Source organism: Bradyrhizobium sp. USDA 4532, assembly GCF_024171315.1.
GTDB classification, from domain to species: Bacteria; Pseudomonadota; Alphaproteobacteria; order Rhizobiales; family Xanthobacteraceae; genus Bradyrhizobium; species Bradyrhizobium australafricanum.
In genome coordinates this window covers 3,336,857-3,359,672 of record NZ_JALJZN010000001.1, presented here as the reverse complement: position 1 = coordinate 3,359,672, position 22,816 = coordinate 3,336,857, and the positions used below count along the sequence as shown (strand labels likewise).

Genomic DNA, 22,816 nt, shown 5'->3' with positions numbered 1-22,816 from the left:
TAGCGCCTCAACTTTCTGTGCCTAGTCCCACATGCGCGGCACCGTTGCATAACGCTGCGCCGCGCATGGTATGGCAGCTATGCCTTGACGAAAGCGAGCAGGGTGCCGTTGCCGGAAGCCGGCGGCACGGTGATGCTGTTGCCGCTCTTCACGCCGGCTGAGCCCAGCGCTTTCTCGCTCGCGGCAAGGTCGGCCGCGATCACGAGGCCGGCGCCGCCGCGGTCGGACAGGCCATCCAGCGATACGCCGGGATAACGTTTGCCGAGCTGATCCCTGGTCAGGAACACGAAGTCGGCGCGGTTGCCGCCGGACGGCACCGCAACCGCACCGTCGGCGTCGTTCCTGACGGCGACGTCGATCATCCTGGAGAGATGCGCGGCATCGGCTGCGGGATCGGGCGAGACGATCAGCACCTGCTTGAGGCGTTTTGCCCCATTGGCGTGCGTCATCAATTCGGGAATCCACACCGTCTCGCGGGTCTTGTGCTGGCAGGCGAAGATGCGGACGCCGCCGGGCGCCTCCGCGGTCGGCCACTGGAAGGTGCGGAATTTCGCCGCGGAGATCGTGCCGTTCGGCAAGGTCACCGGGCGTTCGAAATCGGTCGGCCCGATCGGCGCATAGCCGCGCGCGCGAATCTCCTCGGCGCCAGCAGCGGAATCCACCGCGGTGAACGCGATGCGTTCGATGCCCTCGCCGCGCTTCTCGAGGAAGGCGCGCGCCGGAGCGTTGTGTTCGGTCGGGGTCAGCACGCCGAGCAATTCCATATAATCGGGGTCGAACATGATGGTGTAATTGCCCGATCCCATATGCGCGCTATGGGTGCCGCGCGGCGACACGGTGAAGCCGAGCCGCTTGTAGTTCTCGGCCGCCTTGTCGAGGTCCTTCACCATGACCACGGCGTGATCGATTCCGATGACGTTCTTGAGTGCCACTTGTTGTCTTCCCGGCTGGAATAGGAGGGTAGAGTAAAGTAACCAGAATGACCGGGCGGCCGCAAGGAAGGATCATGATGAACAGCAATGCCGTGCGCTGGCCCAATTCGCTCTGGGCAGCAGTGACGCCCTCCGGCCCCGATTGTCCCGAACTGACTGGCGCGCAGCAGGCCGACGTCGTCATCATCGGCGGCGGCTTCACGGGTCTATCGACCGCACTGCATCTGCGCGAGGCCAATGTCGACGTCGCGATCGTCGAGGCCGCCGAACCGGGGTGGGGCGCCTCGGGGCGCAACAACGGCCAGGTGATCCCGACGCTGTCGCGCCCCGATCCGGATGACATCATCGCGAGGCACGGCGCGGCCGGCGAGCGCTTCGTCGCGATGCTGCGTGACAGTGCCGCTGATCTGTTCGACGTCGTCAGGCGCTACAACATCGCGGCCGAGCAGGAGCAGGCCGGCTGGGTGCAGCCGGTGCATTCGCCGGGCCGTATCAAGATCGCCGAGCGGCGGGTGCGGCAATGGTCGAAATTTGGCGCGCCGGTCGAATTGCTGTCGCGCGATCACACCCGGGACATGCTCGGCTCGGATGCCTGGTACGGCGGCTTCTGGAACAGGACCGGCGGTCACGTCAATCCGCTGGCGCTGGCGCGCGGCCTTGCGCGGACCGTGCTCGGCCTCGGCTCGCGGATTTATGCCCGCTCGCCTGCGACGAGTTTCGAGCGCCGCGGCGATCGCTGGGTGGTGAAGACGGAAAAGGGTGAAATCTCCGGCCGCGCGCTGGTGGTCGCGACCAATGCCTATAGCGGCGAGTTCGCGAAATCGCTGGTGCCTGAGATTGCAACCGAGGTGATGCCGGTGCTGTCCTGGCAGATGGCGACGCAGCCGCTGTCGGACAATGTGCGCAAGACCATCATCCCCGGCCGGCAGGCGATGTCGGACACCCATGGCGAGCTATATTTCGCGCGCTACGATGCCCGCAATCGCCTCGTCACCGGCGGTGCCGTGCTCGGTCCGGGCGACAAGACCGGGCGGCTGAAGGCGCGGGTGACCGAGCGGTTGCAGCGCCTGTGGCCGCAGATTGGCGAGGTCTCCTTCGACTATGTCTGGAACGGCTATGTCGGGATGACGGCGGATTTCCTGCCGCGCATGCACCGGTTGGGACCGAACGCCTATGGCTGGACCGGCTGCAACGGCCGTGCCGTCGCGCTGACGATCCCGCTCGGCCGCGAATTGGCGCGCGCGGTCCAAGGCGTGCCGGAAAGCGAGCTGGCGCTGCCGTTCTCCGAGCCGGTGCAGTACATGGCGCACGGCGTGCTCCGCAAGCTCGCGCCCTGGATGCTGATGCTCTACCGGCGCCGCGATGCACAGGAGTTGGTCAAGGGCGATCGTTTCGAGTTGCTGCGATGGGCGGAGTATTTCCTCGCCTCGCGCCGTTCGCGGTAGGCGCGGAGCAACGTCGCGCCATGCACGCGAGAGGCATGGAGGGGCAAGCCGCCCGAGTTGGGGACTGGTCAGAGGACGTCGCTGGAAGATTGGGGCCCAAGCAGGTTCGGGTGGGTGCCGCGATCACGAGGATTCCGCCGTTGGCGGATAGCGTTGTGGAAACCCCGACGCGACGCAGGCGTTATTGCCAGATAGCAACCCTGGGAGGTGGGCATGGCGAGGAAGCGCATTGGTATTCTCACGGGAGGCGGTGACGTCCCCGGCCTTAACGCGGTGATCAAGAGCGTGACTTATCGCGGCAGTGAGGACGACATCGAGGTTGTCGGTCTCCGCCGGGGCTGGGAGGCCCTCACGCACCTGAACCTCGACGACCCGTCGAGCAAGTCCCATTACATCATCCCGCTGAACCGCGAAAATACGCGCGTCATCGACCGGCGCGGCGGCACCGTGCTGCACTCGAGCCGCACCAATCCCTCCAAAATGAAGAAGTTGCCCAATCATCTCGCGGGCCGCGACTTTCCGGTTTCCCAGAGCACCAAGGGTGGCATCGCAACCACGACGTGGGACCTCACCAACGAGGTGCTTGCGAACCTCGCGGGGCTCGGTATCGAACATCTGATCGCCATCGGCGGCGACGATACTCTCAGCTACGCGGACAAGCTCAACAGGCGAGGCGTCAAGATCATTGCCATCCCGAAGACGATGGACAACGACGTTCGCAACACCGAATACTGCATCGGCTTTTCGACCGCGATCACCCGTGCCAGCGATGCCATCCAGCGCCAGCGCACCACCGTCGGCTCGCACGAGCGAATCGGCATCTTCCGCGTCTTTGGTCGCGATGCCGGCTTTACGGCACTCTATACCGCATACGCAACCTCGATCCGATGCGCCATACCGGAGTACAAGGTCAATCTCGACAAGCTGATCCAGCTTCTCCTCGATGACAAGCACGGCAACCCAAGCAACTACGCGTTGATCGTGCTCAGCGAGGGCGCCGAGTGGGAGGGCTACAAGGTGCAGGAATTCGGCGAGCCTGACGCCTACGGTCACCGCAGGAAGGCGAGCGTGGCCGAAGCATTCGCCGACGAGATCAAGCGGCGCACCGGCGAGGAGACCATCGTCTCTGACCTCACCTACGACCTGCGGTCAGGCGATCCGGACTTCATCGACAAGCTTGTGGCGCTGACGTTCGGCAACATGGCTTACGATGCGATCCTGGAAGGCAAAACCGGCCTCATGTCGGCCCTGGTCGAGGGCCGATACGACCTCGTGCCGATCCCCGACGCCAAGCTCGGGCCACGCAAATTGGACGTCGCAAGCGCGTACAATACCGAGCGCTACCGTCCTCTCTATTCCAACAAGCGGGGCCTGCCGATCTTTCTCAACCGCGCTTCATAGGGCGGGTGGTAACCCCATCGGGCAGGGCGAGCTATTCCAGATGCGTCGATAGCCCGTATCGACACGCGGTGACGGAGGGGCCATAGTTCCGCAAGCAATATGCGCAGGGAACCTGTCGCACCACACGACGTTCTTTTTTGCAAATGAGCGCGCCGTCGCCCCCGGCGCAGCGAGCGCCGAGGCGAAGGCGCTGCGCTGCGGTCGGAGGGATGCTCATGAAACTCACCATTTCGGTCATCAAGGCTGACATTGGCTCCGTCGGGGGCCACACGAAACCATCTGCGCGCATGATGGCGGCTGTCGAAGGGGAGGTCGCGAAGGCGATCGAAAACGGTCTCCTGATCGACGGTTTCGTGCGCCATACCGGCGACGATATTGCGATCATCATGACGCACACGCGGGGCGAAGGGAGCTCCGAAGTCCACCAATTCGCCTGGAAGACGTTTCTCGCGGCCACTGCGGTCGCGAAGACCTCCGGGCTCTACGGCGCCGGCCAGGATCTTCTCGTCGACGCCCCGTCCGGAAACGTTCGCGGCGCGGGCCCGGCTGTCGCCGAGCTCAGCTTCGACCACAGCCTCTCGGGCGCGAGACCCGCGGAGTCCTTCATGGTGTTCGCCGCAGACAAGTGCGGCCCCGGCGCCTACAACCTGCCGCTCTATCTGGCTTTTGCCGATCCCATGTATTGCGCCGGGCTGATGCTGCCCCCGATGATCAAGGGCTTCCGTTTCCATATCATCGATATGGACAACACGGCCGGCGACAGCGTGATCGAACTCGATGCGCCCGCGGACGGCTATCACATTGCGGCGCTGCTTCGCGACAACGAGCGCTTCGGCATTGATCGCATCGTCTCGAAAACCTATGGCGAGGTCGCCGTCGCCGTGTCGGCGCAGCGCCTTCACTCCATCGCAGGCAAGTACACCGGCAAGGATGATCCGGTCGCGGTCGTCAGGAACCAGGGCATTTTCGCGGCGCCCGAAGAAATCATCTCGCCCTTCGCCAAGGCGCACTTCGTGGGCGGCGATGCGCGCGGCTCGCATGTGATGCCGCTCATGCCGGTGCCGCTCAACACCCCGGTGACGGGGATGTATTGCCTGCCGATCGTGTCCTGCGTCGGCTTCTCGATCGACCGGGACGGGAAGTTCTCGGAGTCCTATACCGACTTCTTTGACAACCTTGCCTGGGACGAGGTCCGCCAGCGCGCGCAGCGCAAGGCGATCGAGATGCGCAGCCAGGGCTGGTCCGGCGCTGCGATGCTGCCCTATTCAGAGCTGGAATATGGCGGCTTCCGCGACACGGTATCCGGATTGCTGAAGCGCTTCCGGCTGCGCGAGGAGCCCAAGCCACAAGCGGCGGAGTAGGGCCGCGCGTGCCCGGCTACACGGTTGCGGTGCCGTGCTCGCGCGCAAACGCGCCGCCGGGGATCGCTGACAGCAGCGCCTGCGTATAGGGATGCCGCGGCTTGCCGAACATCTCGGCGGTCAGCCCATGCTCGACCACGGCGCCGTCCTTCATGACGGCGACGAGATCGCAGATCTGGGCGGCGACGCGCAGATCGTGGGTGATGAAGATGATGGAGAGGCCAAGCTGCTGGCGCAGCCCGGCGAGCAGCTTCAAGACCTGCGCCTGCACCGAGACGTCGAGCGCCGAGACCGGCTCGTCGGCAACCAGCACATCCGGCTTCAACGCGAGTGCCCGGGCGAGCCCGATGCGCTGGCGCTGGCCGCCGGAGAATTCGTGCGGGTAGCGGTCACCCGCGGACGGATCGAGGCCGACCAGCTCGAACAGCTTTCGCGCTTCCGCGATCGCGGTGGCGCGGTCGGTGCCGTGCACGATCGGTCCCTGCGCCACCAGCTCGGCCGCCTTGCGGCGCGGATTGAGCGAGGCGAACGGATCCTGGAACACCATCTGGATGTGGCGGGTCTCGCGCCTGATATCGTCGCGGCCGAGCTTTGCCCAGTCCTTGCCGTCGAGCACGATCGACCCGGTGTCCGGATCGATCAGCCGCACGATGCAGCGCGCGAGCGTCGATTTGCCCGAACCGGATTCGCCGACGATGCCGAGCGTCGCGCCGCGCGGCAGGTGCAGCGACACGTTCTTGACGGCCTCCGTGATCCGCGCGCCGCGGCCGAGGAAGCCGCCGGTGCGGTAGGTCTTGGAGACGCCGTCGATGGTCAGGATGTCCTTGCCGGAAAGGATGCGCGGCGGCGGCGCCTTCAGCGGCGGAACGGCTGCGATCAGCTGCTTCGTGTAGGCATGCTGCGGATCGTTCAGCACCTTGTCGGCCGTGCCGTGCTCGACGATCGCGCCATGCTGCATAACCACGACGCGGTCGGCGATCTCGGCGACCACGCCGAAATCATGGGTGATGAACAGCACCGCGGTCTTCTTGCGCTGCCGCAAATCGCGGATCAGCTTTAGGATCTGTGCTTGTGTCGTCACGTCGAGCGCGGTGGTCGGCTCGTCCGCGATCAGGAGCTTGGGGTCGAGCGCGAGTGCCATCGCGATCATCGCGCGCTGGCGCTGGCCGCCGGACAGCTCGTGCGGGTAAGCTTTTGCGGCAGCCTTGGGGTCGGGGATGCGGACGTCCTCGAGCAGCGCCAGCACACGAGCACTGATCTCGGCCTTCGAGAGAGCGGTGTGGATCGCAAACATCTCGCCGATCTGGTCGCCGATCGTGCGCAGCGGATTGAGCGCGGTCATCGGCTCCTGGAAGATCATCGCAATCCCGGCGCCGCGCACATCGCGCATCTCGGCGCTGTCGGCGGCGCAGAGGTCGCGGCCGTCGAACATCATCCGGCCCCGTTCGATCGTCACCTCGTTCGGCAGCAGCCGCATGATGGCGTTCGCCATCATCGATTTGCCGGAGCCGGACTCGCCGACCACGCAGAGGATCTCGTTCGACGCAATTGAAAGCGAAACGTCGGACAGCGCATGCGGCCGGTCGGCGCCCTTGGGCAGGCGCACCGTCAGGGCGTCGAGCGAAAGGACCGTGTCGCTCATCGGCTCTTCAGCCTCGGATTGAGCGCATCGTTGAGGCCCTGGCCGACCAGCGACACCGCGAGCACGGTGACGAGGATCGCAATGCCAGGGATTGCCGAGACGTACCATTGCACCCGGAGCACGTCGCGGCCGAGCCCGATCAGATTGCCCCAGGAGGCGACGTTGGGATCGGACAGACGCAGGAAGGCGAGCGCGCTTTCCAGCAGGATCGCGACCGCCATCACCACGCTGGCATAGACGATGACGGGCGGCAGCGCGTTGGGCAGGATTTCGCCGAGAATGAGCTGGACGTCCTTCATGCCGAGCGTCTTGCCGGCCTGGACGAATTCGCGGTTGCGCAGCGACAGGAACTCGGCGCGAGTCAGCCGCGCCGGCGCCGGCCATGACACCACGCCGACCGCAATGGTCACCGTGGTCAGGGTCGAGCCGAACACCGCGACCAGGACCAGCAGCAGCACGAAGTTCGGCAGCGTCTGGAACGCCTCGGTGATCCGCATCAGCACATTGTCGACCCAGCCGCCGTAATAGCCGGCGAAGGCGCCGACCAGGATGCCGATCAGGATCGCGATCACGGTGGCGACGCCGCCGATCAGCAGCGAGATCCGCGCGCCGTAGAAGATCTGGGCGGCGATGTCGCGGCCGGAATTGTCGGTGCCGAGCAGGAAGCGCGGATTGGAGAACGGCCAGATCAGCGGCCGGCCGGCAAGGGCGAGCGGATCGCGCGGATAGAGGAGACCCGCGCTGATTGCCATCGCGATCACGAGCAGCAGCAGGATCAGGCCGATCACCGCGGCCGGGCTGCGGAAGTAGCGCTTCACGGCATCCATCGTCAGCCCTCCGCCGCGATGCGCGGATCGAGCCGCGCGTAGAGCAGATCGACGACGAAGTTCACGGATATGACGAGCAGCGCGGACACGAAGACGATGCCGAGCAGGGTGTTGAGGTCGCGCTGCACCACCGATTCATAGGCGAGACGGCCGAGGCCGGGCAGCGAGAACACGCTCTCCACCACGACCGAGCCGCCGAGCATGGTGCCGGCCTGCAATCCGATCAGCGTCACCATCGGCAGCAGCGCGTTGCGCAGCACATGGCGGGTAATGACATGGGTCTCGTCCAGCCCCTTGGCGCGGGCGGTGCGGACGAAATCGAGGTTCAGGACCTCAAGCATCGAGGCGCGCATGATGCGCAAATAGATCGCGAGGAAGATCAGCCCGAGCGTCAGCGTCGGCAGCACCAGATGCGCCGCGATATCCAGCATGCGCCAGATTCCGGTCTGGACGTTGCCGATATCCTCGAAGCCGCCCGGCGGCAGCCACTGCAGATAGACCGAGAACACCACGATCGCCATCAGCCCGAACCAGAACGACGGCGTGGCGTAGAAGATCAGGCCGAGGGTGGAGATCATCGTGTCCGGCCAGCGGTTGACACCGCGCGCGGCGATCACGCCGAACACGAGGCCAAAGAAGAACGCGAATGACAGCGACGCCGTCATCAATAGGATGGTCGGCGGCAGCCGTTCTAGGATCACGGTCGCCACCGGCTTGCCGTAGATCGAGGAGAAGCCGAGGTCGAGCCGGACCAGGTGCCACAGATAGTTCCCGAGCTGCGCCGGAACCGAGAGGTTCAGCCCGTAGAATTTGCGCAGCGCCTCGGCGGTCGCGGCGTCGCCGCCGCCCATCTGCGCCATCAGCGCATCGACGGTGTCGCCCGGCGCGAGCTGCAGCAGCAGGAACACGCCGATCAGGATCAGGAACAGGGTCGGGATCGAGGCGGCGAGCCGCCGCCCCGCAAGGCTCAGGATACGCATATTTTATCTATAGCGTTTTCGAACGATGTGGACACCGGTTCGGGGTGGGCACCGGCCCCTTCTTACCTCGCCCCGCTTGCGGGGAGAGGTCGGATCGCATCGCCAGATGCGATCCGGGTGAGGGGGTACAGGTCTATCGATGGAGCAATATCGTGGAGCGAGCCCCTCACCCCGACCCTCTTCCCGCAAGAGCGGGGCGAGGGAGAAGAGGGCGCCACGCCTAGCGCAGATGTGGCCTCATGCGCTCAGCCAAAGATCGTGCCAGCTCGTCGAGCCCCAGCGCGGCGTGTTGGAGTGGTTGCGCGCCTTGGCCGTGATCACGGTAACGAAGATCTGCTCGATCGGCATCCAGACCGGCAGCTCGGTGTTCACCTCCTTGACGAAATCGGCATAGAGCGCCTTGCGCTTGGCCGGATCGACTTCGGTGGCGGCATCGTCGATGGTCTTGTCGACGGTCTTGTCCTCCCAGCCCCACTGGTTGGTCCACGGCGCGCCCTTGGGCTGGCCGGAGCGGTACCATACCGTGGTCGAGACCGCGGGGTCGTTGCGATACTGGTGCCAGCCGGTCGCGAGATCGAAGGCGTGCTCGTCATAGACCTGCTTGAGGAAGCCGCCGCCGTCGTTGCGTACGATGTCGACCTGGATGCCGACTTCTCCCAGCGACTGCTGGATGAAGGTCGACCACAGCGAGATGTCCTCGCCCCACGGTGCCGGCAGGAGTCTCAGCGAGAAGCGGTTGCCGCTGGAGGCTTTGAAGCCGGCCTCGTCGAGCAGCGCGATCGCCTTGGCCTTGTCGTAGGGATATTGCGGCGTGTTCGGCCCGGGATAGAAGTCGGTCGAGGTCGAGGGGATCGGGCCGGTGCCGAGCTTGGCGAAATCGCCCAGGAAATTGTCGATGAAGAACGGCACGTTGATCGCGTGCGCGATGGCGCGGCGGACCCGGATGTCCGCCAGTTCCTTGCGGCGGAAGTTGAACTCGATGGTGTTGGTGCGGGCGTTGCCCTCGTTGCCCTTGGTCTGGACGACGAAGCGCTTGTCCTTGCCGAGCCGCGCCATGTCCGAGATCGTCAGGCCCGAGAACGGGCTGTAGTGCAGCTCGCCGGCCTCCATCTGGGCGGCCGCGGCGGCGCGGTCGGTGATCACCTTCCAGACGATGCGGTCGAGATAGGGCGCGTTCGGCCGCCAGTAGTCCGGGTTGCGGTCGGCGATGATGTATTGCCCGCGCTCGTATTTGACGAATTTGAATGGGCCGGTGCCGACCGGCGCCAGATTGGTCGGGTTCTGCCTGATGTCGCCGCTCTCGTAGAGATGCTTGGCGGAGACGTAGCCGAGGTCGGGCAGGGCCCGGAGCAACAGGTTGAGCGGCATCGGCCGCTCGTAGCGGAAGATCGCGGTCTGCGGATCGGGCGTATCGACCGATGTGAGGAACAGCTGCAGCGTCGATCCGTAGTTGAGGATCTTCTTCCACATGTTCATCGCGGTGAAAGCGACGTCATCAGAGGTGAACGGCTTGCCGTCGTGCCAGGTGACGCCCTTGCGCAGCTTGAAGGTGACGGTCTTGCCGTCCGGGGTCGCCTCCCAGCTCTCGGCGAGCACGCCGACCGGCTGGCCGTCGGCGTCGAGGTCGACCAGATTCTCCTGGATCTTGCCGCCGATGATGTAGACGCCGGTCGAGGCCTGGATGCTCGGGTTGAGCTGGCGCTGCTCGGCGCCGTAATGGACGTTGAACACGCCGCCCTTGCGCGGGGCCTCCTGCGCGAAGGCCCGCATCGGATTGATGACATTGGCCGCAATCGCGGCCGAGGTCAGAAGGGCCGTGCGGCGGTTGATCTCGAGGCGGCTCAAATCCATACGCGGGTCTCCGGTACTTACATAAAGGCTTGCATCGGGCGACCAGCCGGATCGGTCGTGGCGCCGCTTTGCGATGTTACGATGGAATGGGAACCCGAGTCATTTTCTAACGCCTCGGCCTTTTGGAGGATCGTTTCCGAAACCTGAAGTGGCGCATTGCGACGCTTCGCAACCCGGATCGGGCGCCGCATTGTCGCAGTTTGGGCCGCGCGAGTTGCGTCTGGTGATTCTCTCGAAGGGACGTTTCGGGAGCGCCGAAGCCGCGCAAACCCTGTAATTTTAGGGGTCGGAAGCGCCTTGACTTGAAAAAACACTGGAAAAAACCCTGATTCGGCGGCTGTCCACAGCGATATTGTGGTGGGGAGTGCAGAAAACACTGTTTTTCTCGGCGTTTTCCGCCATATCGTGCCACTCCAGAATCAATGGAGCAACCATGGCTACCCAACTGTCGAAGTCGCAAGTGATCGAGAAGATCGCGACCACCACCGAACTCTCCAAGCGCGACGTCAAGAACGTTTTGGACTCGCTTGTCGATGTCGGCCACAAGGAGCTGAAGAAGGCCGGGGTGTTCCTCGTCCCCGGCTTCGCGAAGTTCGTTGTGGTCAAGAAGCCTGCGACCAAGGCGCGCAAGGGCACCAACCCCTTCACCGGCGAAGAGATGATGTTCAAGGCCAAGCCGGCCCGGAAGATCGTCCGCGCACGGCCGGTCAAGGCCGCCAAGGACGCGGTTTAAGATGAAAGGCCTCCGGTGACGGAGGCCTTTTGCTTTTGAGCCGTTAGCCAGCCGCAGTAGGTTGCCTGCCCGCGAGAGTGTTCGAGCGCAATGGACACCGGCTCGCATGTGGAAACGCGCCAAAGCAAGCATCCGGAGCTCCGGTTCTGGCTGAGCCAGGACCGGAGTTCTAGATCACCGGAGTTCTAGACCACCGGCGACCGGCCACCATCGACATTGATGGCGGTGCCGGTGATGTAGGAGCCTTGCTCCGAGGCCAGGAAGCAGGCGAGGTTGGCGAACTCCTCCGCCGTGCCGATGCGGCCGAGCGGGGTGCCCTTGGCAAGGCCCTTGGCGAATTCCCCGAAATCCGTGCTCGGCGCCTGGGCAGCATGCCGCTTGACCCATTGATCGCTCATGATCAGGCCGACCAGCAGCGCATTCACCAGGATGTTGTGCTCGCCGCCTTCATTGGCCATCACCTTGGTCAGCGCCATGCCGGCCGCGCGCGACACCGAGGTCGGCGCGGAATTGCCGGCCGGCGCCTTGGCGAAGGTGTTGAGCACGTTGATGATGCGGCCCCATTTGCGCTGCTTCATGCCCGGCCACACCAGGCGGCTGAAACGGATCGCGGCGAACAGTTTCAGGTCGAGGTCTTCCTGCCAGGCCTCGTCGCTGATGCTCTCGAACGCCAGCGTGCGTGCCGTGCCGGCGTTGTTGACCAGCACGTCGATCTTGCCGAGATCCGCGACGATCTGGTCGTGGGCCTTGCTGATGTCGGAAGCCTTCGCGACGTCGCAGACATAATCGCGTACCACAAGGCCGTCCCTGGCGAGCGCTTCGCGCGCCGCAGCGAGATCGGCGGCGCCGCGGGCGAGGATCGCGACCCTGGCGCCGGATTCGGCAAACCGCCGCGCCACCGCGATCCCGATGCCCTTGCTGCCGCCGGTAACCACCGCGACGCGGTCCTTCATTGATAGGTTCATTGTTGTTCTCCCTGGGGCTGGCCCGGAGAGGACGCTATCAAACCGACAGCGCGACCAACAAGGTCATGCAGAGCAGGTGTGCTGTGACAATCAGTGCGAGATGGAGCGGACCGGACATCGGAGATCTCCATGGTGGTGCGCATCTTTTTTGTCGTCAGGCGAGCACCGCCGTCTGTCTCCCTCCCCCTGAAAGGGGGAGGGCGGGGTGGGGGTTGCTCTCCACCGACGCCGGCGTCTGTGGAGGCAGGATCCCCACCCGGATTGCTGTGCAATCCGACCTCCCCTTTGCAAGGGGAGGTGAGGAAAGAGCGTGCCCGGTTCACGCGCGCCGCTAGTTCGAGCGCGCGCTTGCCGTGAAGCTGCGGTCGACGGCCTTGCCGACATCCAGCGTCTTGCCGAGGATACCGTAGCGCGTGGCGCGATCGGAGGCGGCCTGCACCTCCTTCACCACGGCCTCGTCGATCGCGATCGGGCTCGTCTTCTGAGCGGTGTAGGCGGCGAGCAGCACGTCCTCCGGCAGTTTTGTGAGCTCGGCCGTGTTCCTGGCGTACTCGGCGAGATGGTCGAGCGACCACAGCCGCGCCTTGTTGAGCCGCTGCACCAGGTCCTGCACCGCCGCGCGCTTGGTTGCGATCGCGTTGTCGGAGGCGACGATGAAGGTGATGGTCGGCGTCAGCCCTTCGCCGTCGGCGACGACGCGCGCCTTGTCCTTCAGCGTGGCGTAGGAGATATACGGCTCCCACACCGCCCAGGCGTCGATCGAGCCGGCGAGCAGCGCGATCTTGGCGTCGACCGGGCCGAGCGGGGCGAAGGTCGCGTCCTCGATCCTGCTGCCGGCTTTTTCCAGCGTCGCGTTGATCAGGAATTGGCCCCAGCCGCCGCGCGTGCCGGCGAGGCGCTTGCCCTTCAGATCGGCCGCGGTCTTGATCGGCGAATCCCCGCGCACCAGGATCGCCTGCGTCCGCGCATCGGAGCGCGTGCCGCCGATCGCCTTGATCGGCGCGCCCGACGCATAGACCGTGAGGAAGGACAGATCGCCGGTGTAGCCGACGTCGAGCGCGCCGGCGTTGATTGCTTCCAGGATCGGGGCTGCGGCGGGGAATTCCGACCACTCGATCTTGTAGGGCAGATCCTTGGCGAGGCCGGAAATCTCCAGCAGCGAGCGGTTGCCGCCCTTCTGGTCGCCGACGCGCAGCACGATCGCGTCGGCCGCGAGCGCCGCAGCCGATGTCGACAGCGTGATCACGGCCGTGATCAGCGCTGCCGCCGTGCGGCGGGTGAGAGAATAGGCAGGGCCCGAGCGGGTCAGTTTGCGCATATGAATTTTCTTCCTGATTCATTCGCTGCGCCGCGGAACGCGCGGCAGCGTTCGATCAAGTCTATGAGCAAGCCGTTCGCCGTCAACGAAACGGAAATCTGAATTCGCCGGCTGCGTGGCAAGGATGATCTCGTCAAGCAGGCCGCGCGTAGAAGACATCGCGCATGCGGCCGCAAAACGCCTAGATTTGATGCAGTCACGGGTGATCGCGCCGCATCTCCGTCTGGGACGATCGTGAAAATCCTTTCATCGCCGCGCGATGCGATCGTGGAGAGTTCAGCTGTGGCGCCGACAACATTCGAAATTCCATTTCATTGACGATGATCTTGTCGCGCCGCATCATTTGCATGTTGCTTTGAGTGCAATCGCGCCGGAGAAATCCGCTTTTTTCTGAACCATGTGCTTCGAACGACGGGGCGTTCAAACGGAGACGTTTTGCGCGCGGGGCGGAGCCTTGCCGAAATGCAGGAGTGAAGATGTCGACGGATAACAAGAAGACGGTGATGGATCGCCGCACATTGCTGCGTGCGGGCGCCGCCGCGGCCTTTGCCGCGCCGATCGGGGCGTATAGTGCGCAGGCGTTCGCGCCGCGGGCGGTCACGCCGGCGATCGACTTCTCGGAATTCCCGGTCTGCAAGACCGCATCCGATGCACCGGCTTTGACCGGCGCGCCGCGCAAGCTGAAGCTGTCCTGGAACGCCGGCGCGGTCTGCCTTGCGCCGCTGCCGGTCGCGATCGACCACGGCTTCTTCCAGAAACAGAATCTCGACGTCGAGCTGGTCAACTATTCGGGCTCGACCGACCAGCTGCTGGAGGCGATCGCCACCGGCAAGAGCGACGCCGGTCTCGGCATGGCGCTGCGCTGGCTGAAGCCGCTGGAGCAGGGCTTTGACGTCAAGATCGCTGCCGGCACCCATGGCGGCTGCATGCGCGTCTTGACCCGAACTAATTCCGGGGTCGACAAGCTCGCCGATCTCAAGGGCAAGATCGTCGCGGTCGGCGATCTCGCCGGTCCCGACAAGAATTTCTTCTCGATCCAGCTTGCCAAGCTCGGCATCGACCCGATCAAGGACGTCGACTGGCGCGCCTATCCCGGCAATCTGCTCAATGTCGCGGTCGAGAAGGGCGAGGTGCAGGCCTTCCTGTCGTCGGACCCGCTGGCCTATCTTTGGCTGAAGGATGCGCAGTACAAGGAGGTCGCCTCCAACCTCGACGGCGAATATCGCGACAAGAGCTGCTGCATCGTCGGCCTGCGCGGCAGCCTGGTGCGCGAGGAGCCTCAAGTCGCGCGCGCCATCACCCAGGCGCTGCTCGACGCCGCGATGTTCACCTCGCAGAACCCGGACAAGGCGGCGAAGTCGTTCCAGCCCTATGCGCCGAAGGCGGCGAGCCTCGCCGATCTCGAGGCAATGGCGCGCTACCACACCCATCACCATCATCCGACCGGCGAGGTGCTCAAGCGCGAGCTGAAGGGCTACGCCGACGACCTCAAGACGGTGCAGGTGTTCAAGCAGAGCACCGACACGGCCAAATTCGCGGAGCGGATCTATGTCGACGTATTCAGTGTCTGACGCGACGGCCGCGGCCGCGCCGCGTGCGGCGGTCACGTTCTCGAACCTCTCCGGCAGTTACGGTGTCGGCCTTGCGGCGAGCCTCGTCTGGCTCGCATTCGGCCTCTCATGCCTTTATTGGCCCGATGTCGGCGACTGGTCGCGGACCGGATCGCTCGGCATCGGCGCGATCGTCATCGCCGCGTTCATCCTGTTCGGCACATTCAGCGCGGATTATCTCGGCGGCGCCGGGCAGGCGTTGCGCAAGCGCGCGCCATGGCTGGTGGCGTTCGGCGCCTTCGTGACGTTGTGGGAGGTGGCCACCGCAAAGTTCGCTTGGCTGCCGCTGCCGTTCTTCCCGCCGCCGCAGTCGATCCTCGAGGTCTATACCGACGATCTGCCGAAACTGCTCGATAGCGTGTTCGCCTCGATCAAGCTGCAGCTCGGCGGCTACATCATCGGCGCAACCGTCGGCTTTATCACCGGTGTCTCGATCGGCTGGTCGCAGAAGATCGGTTACTGGGTGCATCCGGTGCTGCGCTTCATCGGCCCGCTGCCGGCCACCGCCTGGCTGCCGATCGCTTTCTTCACCTTTCCGTCGAGCTGGAGCGCCTCGACCTTCCTGATCGCGCTTGCCACCGGCTTTCCGGTGACGGTCCTGACCTGGTCGGGCGTCGCGAGCGTCAGCAGCGCCTATTACGACGTCGCGCGCACGCTCGGCGCAAAACCGTCATTCCTGGTGCTGAAGGTCGCGATCCCCGCCGCGCTGCCGCATGTGTTCGTCGGCCTGTTCATGGGGCTCGGCTCGTCCTTCGCGGTGCTCGTCGTCGCCGAGATGATCGGCGTCAAGGCCGGGCTCGGCTGGTACCTGCAATGGGCGCAGGGCTGGGCGGCGTATGCCAACATGTATGCGGCGCTGATCGTGATGTCGCTGCTCTGCTCCGGCGCGATCACGCTCTTGTTCCGCACCCGCGACCGCCTGCTGGTCTGGCAGAAGGGCGTCGTCAAATGGTAGCGCAGTCCGCAGCTGAGGCGATCACCTATCTGGCGGTCGGCGCCGAGCTCGATATCGAAGGCGTCAGCCACGCCTTCGATATCGATGGCGCCACGCTGCCGGTGCTCGACAATGTCAACCTCGCGATCGCGCCGGGCGAGTTCGTCGCGCTGCTCGGCCCGTCCGGCTGCGGCAAGTCGACCTTGCTGCGGCTGGTGGCCGGGCTGGAGAAGCCGCGCGCGGGCACGCTGCGCGAGGATGAAGTCCGCATCGCCGGACCGCATCCGTCGCGGGTTGTCGTGTTCCAGGACCCGACGCTGTTTCCGTGGCGCACGGTGTGGGACAATGTTGCGCTTGGCCTCGAAGCGCAGGGCATTCTGAAGGCGCAGCGCCACCGCGTCGATGACGTCATCGAGCTGGTCGGCCTGTCCTCGTTCCGCAACGCTTATCCGCACCAGCTGTCCGGCGGCATGGCGCAGCGCGTGGCGCTGGCGCGCGCGCTGGTCAACGATCCGAAGATCCTGGTGCTCGATGAGCCGCTCGGCAAGCTCGATTCGCTGACGCGGATCGCCATGCAGTCAGAACTCGTCGCGCTGTGGCAGCGCAAAGGCTTCACCACGCTGTTGGTCACCCATGACGTCGAGGAGGCGCTGGTGCTCGCCAACCGCGTCATCGTGCTCTCCGATCGGCCGGCGCGGATCAAGGCGGACATTGCTGTCGCCCGGCCGTATCCGCGGCATCGCGGCGACCCTTATCTGGCTGAGCTGCGCAAGCAGATTCTCGGCCTGCTCGGACTGGAGGCGACATGGTGAGATCTGCGGCGAGGGAGCTGCATCCGGCGGACGGGCCGGAGCACATCGCGCGCGCGTTGCGGCTCGCCGACGTGTTTGCGGCGCGTGCACCGGCGCATGACCGCGACGCCAGCTTTCCGTTCGAGAATTTCGCCGATCTGTCGCGCGAGGGCCTGCTGGCGCTGACCGTGCCGGCGGCGCTCGGCGGCGGCGGAGCGGGCGCCCGCGACGCCACGCGCGTGCTCGGCATCATCGGCAAGGCCGATCCGTCGACCGCGCTGGTGCTGTCGATGCATTACATCCAGCATCTGGTGATGGCGCGCAGCACGCGCTGGCCGGGCCGGCTGTCGCGCAAGCTCGCCAAGGAAACGGTCGAAGGCGTGGCGCTGATCAACGCATTGCGCGTCGAGCCCGAGCTCGGCTCGCCCGCGCGCGGTGGCCTGCCGGCGACGACGGCGCGCCGCACCGAGACCGGCTGGCGGCTGACCGGCAAGAAGATCTATTCGACCGGCGCGCCGATCCTGAAATGGTATTCGGTCTGGGCGAAGACCGACGAGCAGGAGACCCGTGTCGGCTTGTTTCTGGTTCCCGCCGGTCTGCCGGGAACGCGGATCGAGGAGACCTGGGACCATCTCGGCCTGCGCGCCAGCGGCAGCCACACCGTGATCTTCGACGACGTCGTGTTTCCGCTGGATTACGAGATCGACGTGCGCACGCCCGACGACTGGAAGGTTCCTGACGTTACCCAGGCGACCGTGCATGCGATCTTCGTCGCCGCGATCTATGACGGCATCGCCCGCGCGGCCCGCGATTGGCTGGTCACATTCCTGAAGCAGCGGGTGCCCGCCAATCTCGGCGCGGCGCTCGCGACCTTGCCGCGGATGCAGGAGGTCGTCGGCGCGATCGAGGCGCGGCTTGCGGTCAATGCCCGCCTGATCGACAGCTTCGCCGCCGATTTCGATAACGGCTTCCCGCTGTCCGCGATCGAGTCTAACATCATCAAGCTGACGGTGACCAATAACGCCGCGGCAGTGGTGGAGGATGCCTTGTCGCTGACCAGCAATCACGGCCTGTCGCGCACCAATCCGCTGGAGCGGCATTACCGTGACGTGCTGTGCGGCCGCGTCCATACCCCGCAAGACGATGCCACCCGTGTCTCCGCCGGACGCTCCGCGCTGGGCGTCTGAAAACAACAGCCAACAACAACGGAGTTCCCGTTATGCCGGTCGAGTTCATCGGCTTCATCACCAACAACAATGCCTCCGAGACCATCGTCCGCTCAGGCCCGGTGCTCGATCCACCCTATATCGAGACGGTGGCCAAGGCGCATGAGCTCGCCGGATTCGATCGCGCGCTGCTGGCGTTCCATTCCACCACGCCGGATGCGTTGCAGGTCGCGCAGCATGTCCTGACCATCACCAAGCAGCTCAAGGTGATGATCGCGCAGCGACCGGGCTTCACCGCGCCGACGCTGCTGGCGCGCCAGCTCGCGACGCTGGATCAGTTCTACGGCGGCCGCGTCTCGCTGCACGTCATCACGGGCGGCAACGCCATCGAGCTGCGCCAGGACGGCAACACGCTCGACGACAAGGACGAGCGCTACGCCCGCACCAGCGAATTCCTCGACGTGGTGCGGCTGGAGTGGACCAGCGAGAAGCCGTTCAACTACAGCGGCAAGTATTACAACGTCGAGAACGGCTTCTCGCAGGTGAAGCCGTTGCAGAAGGGCGGCATCTACACCTTCGTCGGCGGCGGCTCGGACGCCGCGGTCGAGGTCGCGGGCAAGCACGCCGATACTTTCGCGCTGTGGGGCGAGTCCTACGCGCAGGTGCGCGACGTCACCGCGCGGGTGCGCGCCGCCGCGGCCAGGCACGGAAGGCCGACGCCGCGCTTCAGTCTGTCGGTGCGGCCGATCCTCGCCGACACCGAAGAGAAGGCGTGGAAGAAGGCGGAACATATCCTCGAGCGCGCCACCGCGCTGCAGGACCAGACCGGCTATCGCCGTCCCAACCACGCGACCGACGGCGCCAAGCGGCTGCTGGCGCTCGCCGATCAGGGTACGCGCATCGACAAGCGGCTGTGGACCGAGATCGCCAAACTGACGGGCGCCAACAGCAATACCACCGCGCTGGTCGGCACACCCGAGCAGGTCGCCGAGGTATTCGGCGATTATTACGATCTCGGCGTCAGCCACTTCCTGATCCGCGGCTTCGACCCGCTGGTCGATGCGATCGATTATGGCCGGGCGCTGATCCCGCTGACCCGCAAGCTGATCGAAGCGCGCGACCAGCAGCGGGGGATTGCCGCCGAATGATCCGTCTCATTGTTGCGGCAGTGCTTGCGCTCGTCGCCGTCGACGCGGCCTTCGCGCAGACCACGCTGCGCGTCGGCGACCAGAAGGGCAATTCGCAGGCCGTGATGGAAGCGGCCGGTGTGCTCAAGGACGTTCCCTACAAGATCGAGTGGAAGGAGTTCGCCGCAGCCGCGCCGCTGCTGGAGGCCCTGGGCGCAGGCGCGATCGATACCGGGCTGGTCGGCGACGCGCCGTTCACCTTCGCGGCGGCCGCCAAAATTCCGGTCAAGGCGATCGCCGCGGTGCGGCAGTCGCGCGACGGGCTCGCGGTCGTGGTGCCGGAGAACTCCGCGATCAAGAGCTTCGACGATCTGCGCGGCAAGAAGATCGCAACCGGCCGCGGCTCGATCGGCCATCAGCTGATCCTGGCGGCGCTGGAATCCAGGGGTTGGCAGGCGAACGACGTGCAGATCGTGTTCCTCGCGCCGTCGGATGCCAAGGTCGCCTACACGCAAGGTTCGGTCGACGCCTGGTCGACCTGGGAGCCTTATGTGAGCCAGGAAGAGGTGCTGTTCAAGTCGCGCCGCGTCATCACGGCTGACGGCATCACGCCCGGCCTCGGCTTCCAGGTCGCAACGCCCGATGCGATCAAGGGCAAGCGCGCCGAGCTCGAGGATTTCGTGCGTCGCCTCGCCGCGGCGCGCGCATGGTCGCAGAACAATGTCGAGGGCTACGCTGCGACCTGGGGCAGGCTGATGAACATCCCGCCCGCGGTGGCGGTGAACTGGCTGACGCGGGCCAAGATCCGCATCGCGCCGATCGACGACAGCGTGGTCGCCGACGAGCAGAAGACCATCGACCTCTACGACCGCTGGGGCCTGATCCGGCAGAAGATCAACGCCGCCGACATCGTCGACCGCTCGTTTGGTGCGGCCGTCGGGAAGGGCGCGGGACTGTAGGCAATTTGCAAGCGACACCAAACATTCAACGTCGTCCTGGCTTTCGCCAGGACGGCGGGTGCTCGCACGATTTCGGAATATTGGAAAAATATCCCTGATTTGCCCGACGTGTCAAGCTGCCCTGTCGAAGGCCGGCAGCCGCGAGGTCCTTTGCATGGGGTTGTTTTCGATATTTTGCCGGCGCACCTGCGGCGGCCCTGCGGGCGGGAGATGTGGACCGTCTGCGCGGAAGCGATTCAGCTCCGCACTATTGCACCGCTAACGAACCCGTGATTCAAAACATCCATTCGTCCGCCGGCTGCCGCGCGGCAAGGATTTTCCCCGTTTGGCACATTCCAAAACCGCAACGTTGCTATTTTCGCCACGACCTTGCCACCCCGCCCGGCGCCGCCAAGATCAATCAGACGAACAATCGAGTCCGGGAGATCACCATGGGCCTTCAACAAACTCGCGTCGAGTCGCTGCCGTTTGTGACCGCTGAACTGAATTATCTCGCGCCGACGCCGGGCAAGCCCCGGACCTACGCCTTCGATCCGCCGCCCGGCGAACCCAAATCCACCGCGCTGCCCGAAGCCCACAATGTTCCGATATTTGACGGGCGTTTGATCGCCGACAGCTTCTCGCTCGATCGCGAGGGCTTTGCGCTGGTCAAGCATCCGACCAGCGTCAAGGACTATTACGACGAGAACGAAGTCCGCAACGTCTACTATCCCGCCGTCGAAGCCTTCCTGAAGGCGACGCTGAAGGCGGATCGCGTTGTCATCTTCGATCACACCGTGCGCAAGCGCGTCGAGGGCGCGGCTGACATCCGCGGCGGTGGTCCGCGCCAGCCGGCGACCCGTGTCCATGTCGACCAGACCGCCGTCTCCGGCCGCAACCGGGTGTTCGAGCACCTGCCCGACGAGGCCGAGCAGCTGGTCAAGGGCCGTGTCCAGGTGATCAACCTGTGGCGCCCGATCCGCGGTCCCCTGCGGGATTCACCGCTGGCGATGGCCGACGGCACCACGGTCGCGCCGGAGGATTTGATTGCTTCGGACCTGATCTATCCGAACCGCAGCGGCGAGACCTACTCGGTGAAGTACAATCCGAACCACCGCTGGTTCTACATTCCCGAGATGACGCCGGACGAGGCGATCCTGCTGAAATGCTACGACTCGGCGACCGACGGTCGCACGCGGTTCGGGCCGCATACGGCGTTCGTCGATCCGACCACGCCGGCGGATGCCGCGCCGCGCGAGAGCATCGAGCTGCGCACGCTGGTGTTCCATAAGCAGTGAAGTCACCTCGCCCCGCGTGCGGGGAGAGGTCGGAACGCATCGTTAGATGCGTTCCGGGTGAGGGGGAGTCTCCGCACATCCAATTGTCACCGTGTTCGCGGGTGCAGCCCCTCACCCAACCCTTTAGAGCGAGCTTCGCTCGTCTCGACCCCGTGAAGAACGGGGAGAGGGCTAACCGATTGGCACCCTCCGCCCAATAATGTTACGCCCGTCGCCAAACCGCTCGGGGAAGAGGCGATTCGTGGACGGCGTGGTGACGAAGGAAGAGGCGGGGATCGGGTTCCGCGCCCTGGTGCTTGCACTTCTGGCATTGGCCTCCGGCCACATGCTGTCGACGCTGCTGCGGACCATCCCGGCGATCAGCCTCGATCTGATGGCGTCGGATTTCGGCACCTCGCCGCAGGCGCTCGCGAGCCTCACCTCGATCTATCATTTCTCCTTTGCCGCCTCGCAAATCCCGGTCGGCGCCGCGATGGATCGTTTCGGCGTGCGGCCGGTGTCGCTGAGCCTGCTCGCCGGTACCGTGATCGGAACGCTGGTCTCGGCGCTGGCGACGGGGCCTGCGAGCTTTGTGCTCGGCCAGCTCATGCTCGGCGTCGCCACTTCGGGCATGCTGATGTGCCCGATGACGCTCGCGGCGAAACAGATGTCGGCGGCGAAGTTCGGCCTGTGGTCCGGCCTGATCCTCTCAATCGGCAATATCGGCATGCTGCTGTCGGCAAGCCCGCTGGCGTTCGTGGTCGATCAGTTCGGCTGGCGCGCCGGTTTCTGGGTTTCGGCCGGCTTCGGCATTGTCGTGCTGATCGCGGTGTTCGCGCTGGTGCCGCGGCAGCCGGCGGCGCATGCGGATGATTCCTCGCCGCTGCACCAGATGGCCGAGGTACTGCGGCTCGGCATGTCGCGCGGCCTGCGCGGCCTGATCGCGCTGTCGCTGGTGTCGCTCGGCGCGTCGCTGACCTTGCGCGGCTTGTGGGGCGGCCCGTGGCTGATGGACGAGAAAGGGCTGAGCCGGATCGAGGCCGGCAATGTGCTCGGCCTGTTCACGCTGGCGATGATCGTCGGCCCAGCCTGCATCGGCGCTTTCGATCGCAAGTTCGGGCACCGCCGTGCCATGGTGGCGGTGACGCACGCCATCGCCGCGCTGCTGCTCGTCTTGATGGCGGCCGGTGCGCCGCATTTCCCGGTCTCGAACTTCTTCGGGGTTGCCGTGATGCCGACGCAATATGACTTGGTGCTGTTGATCCTGATCGGGCTTGCGACGTCGGCGCAGCCGCTGATCTACGGCATGACGCGGCAGCTTGTCGCCGCACAGAACACCGGCAAGGCGCTGTCCTCGGTCAATCTCGCGTTCTTCCTTGGCGCAGCGCTGCTGCAATCGAGCACCGCCGGCGTCGCGGCGCTGTTCGGGCTGCCCGCGGTGCTGCTGTTCATCGCCGGCGCTCTGGTGATCGGGACCGTGCTGTTCCTGGTCTACACCAGGCCCTAAAGCGCGATGAG

19 protein-coding genes are annotated in these 22,816 nt (G+C 65.3%); 12 read left to right on the top strand and 7 right to left on the bottom strand.

The window, feature by feature from the left end:
- Positions 1-77: 77 nt before the first annotated feature.
- Positions 78-932: a VOC family protein gene (locus J2R76_RS15880; protein ID WP_168857955.1), complete on the bottom strand. Its 855-nt coding sequence runs from the start codon at positions 930-932 to the stop codon at positions 78-80.
- 77 nt (positions 933-1,009) lie between these two features.
- Between J2R76_RS15880 and J2R76_RS15875 the strand changes: the two genes are divergently transcribed.
- From J2R76_RS15875 to J2R76_RS15865, 3 genes are all read left to right on the top strand, one after another.
- Positions 1,010-2,377, top strand: coding sequence for an FAD-binding oxidoreductase (locus J2R76_RS15875; RefSeq protein WP_229191498.1), 1,368 nt, complete (start codon positions 1,010-1,012; stop codon positions 2,375-2,377).
- Between the two features lie 213 nt (positions 2,378-2,590).
- A complete protein-coding gene (locus tag J2R76_RS15870) occupies positions 2,591-3,778 on the top strand; it encodes a 6-phosphofructokinase (protein ID WP_253624149.1) in 1,188 nt (395 codons plus the stop codon).
- Positions 3,779-3,921: 143 nt separating this feature from the next.
- Positions 3,922-5,139 carry a fructose-1,6-bisphosphatase gene (locus J2R76_RS15865; RefSeq protein WP_305884396.1) on the top strand — a complete coding sequence of 406 codons (1,218 nt, stop codon included), beginning with the start codon at positions 3,922-3,924 and terminating at the stop codon, positions 5,137-5,139.
- Between the two features lie 16 nt (positions 5,140-5,155).
- Here the strand turns inward: J2R76_RS15865 and J2R76_RS15860 are convergent, their stop codons facing one another.
- The 4 genes from J2R76_RS15860 to J2R76_RS15845 all read right to left on the bottom strand — a co-directional run bounded on the left by J2R76_RS15860 (position 5,156) and on the right by J2R76_RS15845 (position 10,439).
- Positions 5,156-6,781, bottom strand: coding sequence for an ABC transporter ATP-binding protein (locus J2R76_RS15860; RefSeq protein ID WP_253624148.1), 1,626 nt, complete (start codon positions 6,779-6,781; stop codon positions 5,156-5,158).
- Positions 6,778-7,608 (bottom strand): ABC transporter permease, encoded by an 831-nt coding sequence (locus J2R76_RS15855; protein ID WP_016843116.1) that lies wholly within the window; start codon positions 7,606-7,608, stop codon positions 6,778-6,780. The genes J2R76_RS15860 and J2R76_RS15855 overlap by 4 nt, the downstream gene beginning before the upstream one ends.
- Before the next feature lie 2 nt (positions 7,609-7,610).
- Positions 7,611-8,588 carry an ABC transporter permease gene (locus tag J2R76_RS15850; protein WP_168857950.1) on the bottom strand — a complete coding sequence of 326 codons (978 nt, stop codon included), beginning with the start codon at positions 8,586-8,588 and terminating at the stop codon, positions 7,611-7,613.
- A 237-nt stretch (positions 8,589-8,825) separates the two neighbouring features.
- Positions 8,826-10,439: an ABC transporter substrate-binding protein gene (locus J2R76_RS15845; protein WP_057015133.1), complete on the bottom strand. Its 1,614-nt coding sequence runs from the start codon at positions 10,437-10,439 to the stop codon at positions 8,826-8,828.
- Positions 10,440-10,872: 433 nt separating this feature from the next.
- Between J2R76_RS15845 and J2R76_RS15840 the strand changes: the two genes are divergently transcribed.
- Positions 10,873-11,172 carry an HU family DNA-binding protein gene (locus J2R76_RS15840; protein WP_021077434.1) on the top strand — a complete coding sequence of 100 codons (300 nt, stop codon included), beginning with the start codon at positions 10,873-10,875 and terminating at the stop codon, positions 11,170-11,172.
- Positions 11,173-11,357: 185 nt separating this feature from the next.
- Here J2R76_RS15840 and J2R76_RS15835 read toward each other — a convergent pair whose 3' ends face one another.
- Positions 11,358-12,137 carry an SDR family oxidoreductase gene (locus J2R76_RS15835; RefSeq protein WP_057015134.1) on the bottom strand — a complete coding sequence of 260 codons (780 nt, stop codon included), beginning with the start codon at positions 12,135-12,137 and terminating at the stop codon, positions 11,358-11,360.
- A gap of 331 nt (positions 12,138-12,468) precedes the next feature.
- Positions 12,469-13,455 (bottom strand): ABC transporter substrate-binding protein, encoded by a 987-nt coding sequence (locus J2R76_RS15830; protein ID WP_156436032.1) that lies wholly within the window; start codon positions 13,453-13,455, stop codon positions 12,469-12,471.
- Positions 13,456-13,931: 476 nt separating this feature from the next.
- Between J2R76_RS15830 and J2R76_RS15825 the strand changes: the two genes are divergently transcribed.
- The 8 genes from J2R76_RS15825 to J2R76_RS15790 all read left to right on the top strand — a co-directional run bounded on the left by J2R76_RS15825 (position 13,932) and on the right by J2R76_RS15790 (position 22,805).
- Complete coding sequence (locus tag J2R76_RS15825) at positions 13,932-15,026, top strand: ABC transporter substrate-binding protein (RefSeq protein ID WP_253624147.1); 1,095 nt, start codon at positions 13,932-13,934, stop codon at positions 15,024-15,026.
- A complete protein-coding gene (locus tag J2R76_RS15820; RefSeq protein ID WP_141340949.1) occupies positions 15,004-16,020 on the top strand; it encodes an ABC transporter permease in 1,017 nt (338 codons plus the stop codon). Before J2R76_RS15825 ends, J2R76_RS15820 begins: the two co-directional genes overlap by 23 nt.
- On the top strand, positions 16,014-16,811 hold the full coding sequence (locus J2R76_RS15815; protein WP_253624146.1) for an ABC transporter ATP-binding protein: 798 nt from the start codon (positions 16,014-16,016) through the stop codon (positions 16,809-16,811). The genes J2R76_RS15820 and J2R76_RS15815 overlap by 7 nt, the downstream gene beginning before the upstream one ends.
- Entirely contained in the window at positions 16,805-17,977 is a 1,173-nt protein-coding gene (locus J2R76_RS15810) for an acyl-CoA dehydrogenase family protein (protein ID WP_253624145.1), read from the top strand. The genes J2R76_RS15815 and J2R76_RS15810 overlap by 7 nt, the downstream gene beginning before the upstream one ends.
- A gap of 32 nt (positions 17,978-18,009) precedes the next feature.
- The gene (locus J2R76_RS15805) at positions 18,010-19,104 is read left to right on the top strand and encodes an LLM class flavin-dependent oxidoreductase (RefSeq protein ID WP_106328824.1); all 1,095 of its coding nucleotides are present in this window, start codon (positions 18,010-18,012) and stop codon (positions 19,102-19,104) included.
- Positions 19,101-20,042 carry an ABC transporter substrate-binding protein gene (locus tag J2R76_RS15800; protein ID WP_141340950.1) on the top strand — a complete coding sequence of 314 codons (942 nt, stop codon included), beginning with the start codon at positions 19,101-19,103 and terminating at the stop codon, positions 20,040-20,042. Before J2R76_RS15805 ends, J2R76_RS15800 begins: the two co-directional genes overlap by 4 nt.
- A gap of 431 nt (positions 20,043-20,473) precedes the next feature.
- Positions 20,474-21,319 carry a CmcJ/NvfI family oxidoreductase gene (locus J2R76_RS15795; RefSeq protein ID WP_253624144.1) on the top strand — a complete coding sequence of 282 codons (846 nt, stop codon included), beginning with the start codon at positions 20,474-20,476 and terminating at the stop codon, positions 21,317-21,319.
- A gap of 250 nt (positions 21,320-21,569) precedes the next feature.
- Entirely contained in the window at positions 21,570-22,805 is a 1,236-nt protein-coding gene (locus J2R76_RS15790) for an MFS transporter (protein WP_253626009.1), read from the top strand.
- The last annotated feature ends 11 nt before the right edge of the window (positions 22,806-22,816 follow it).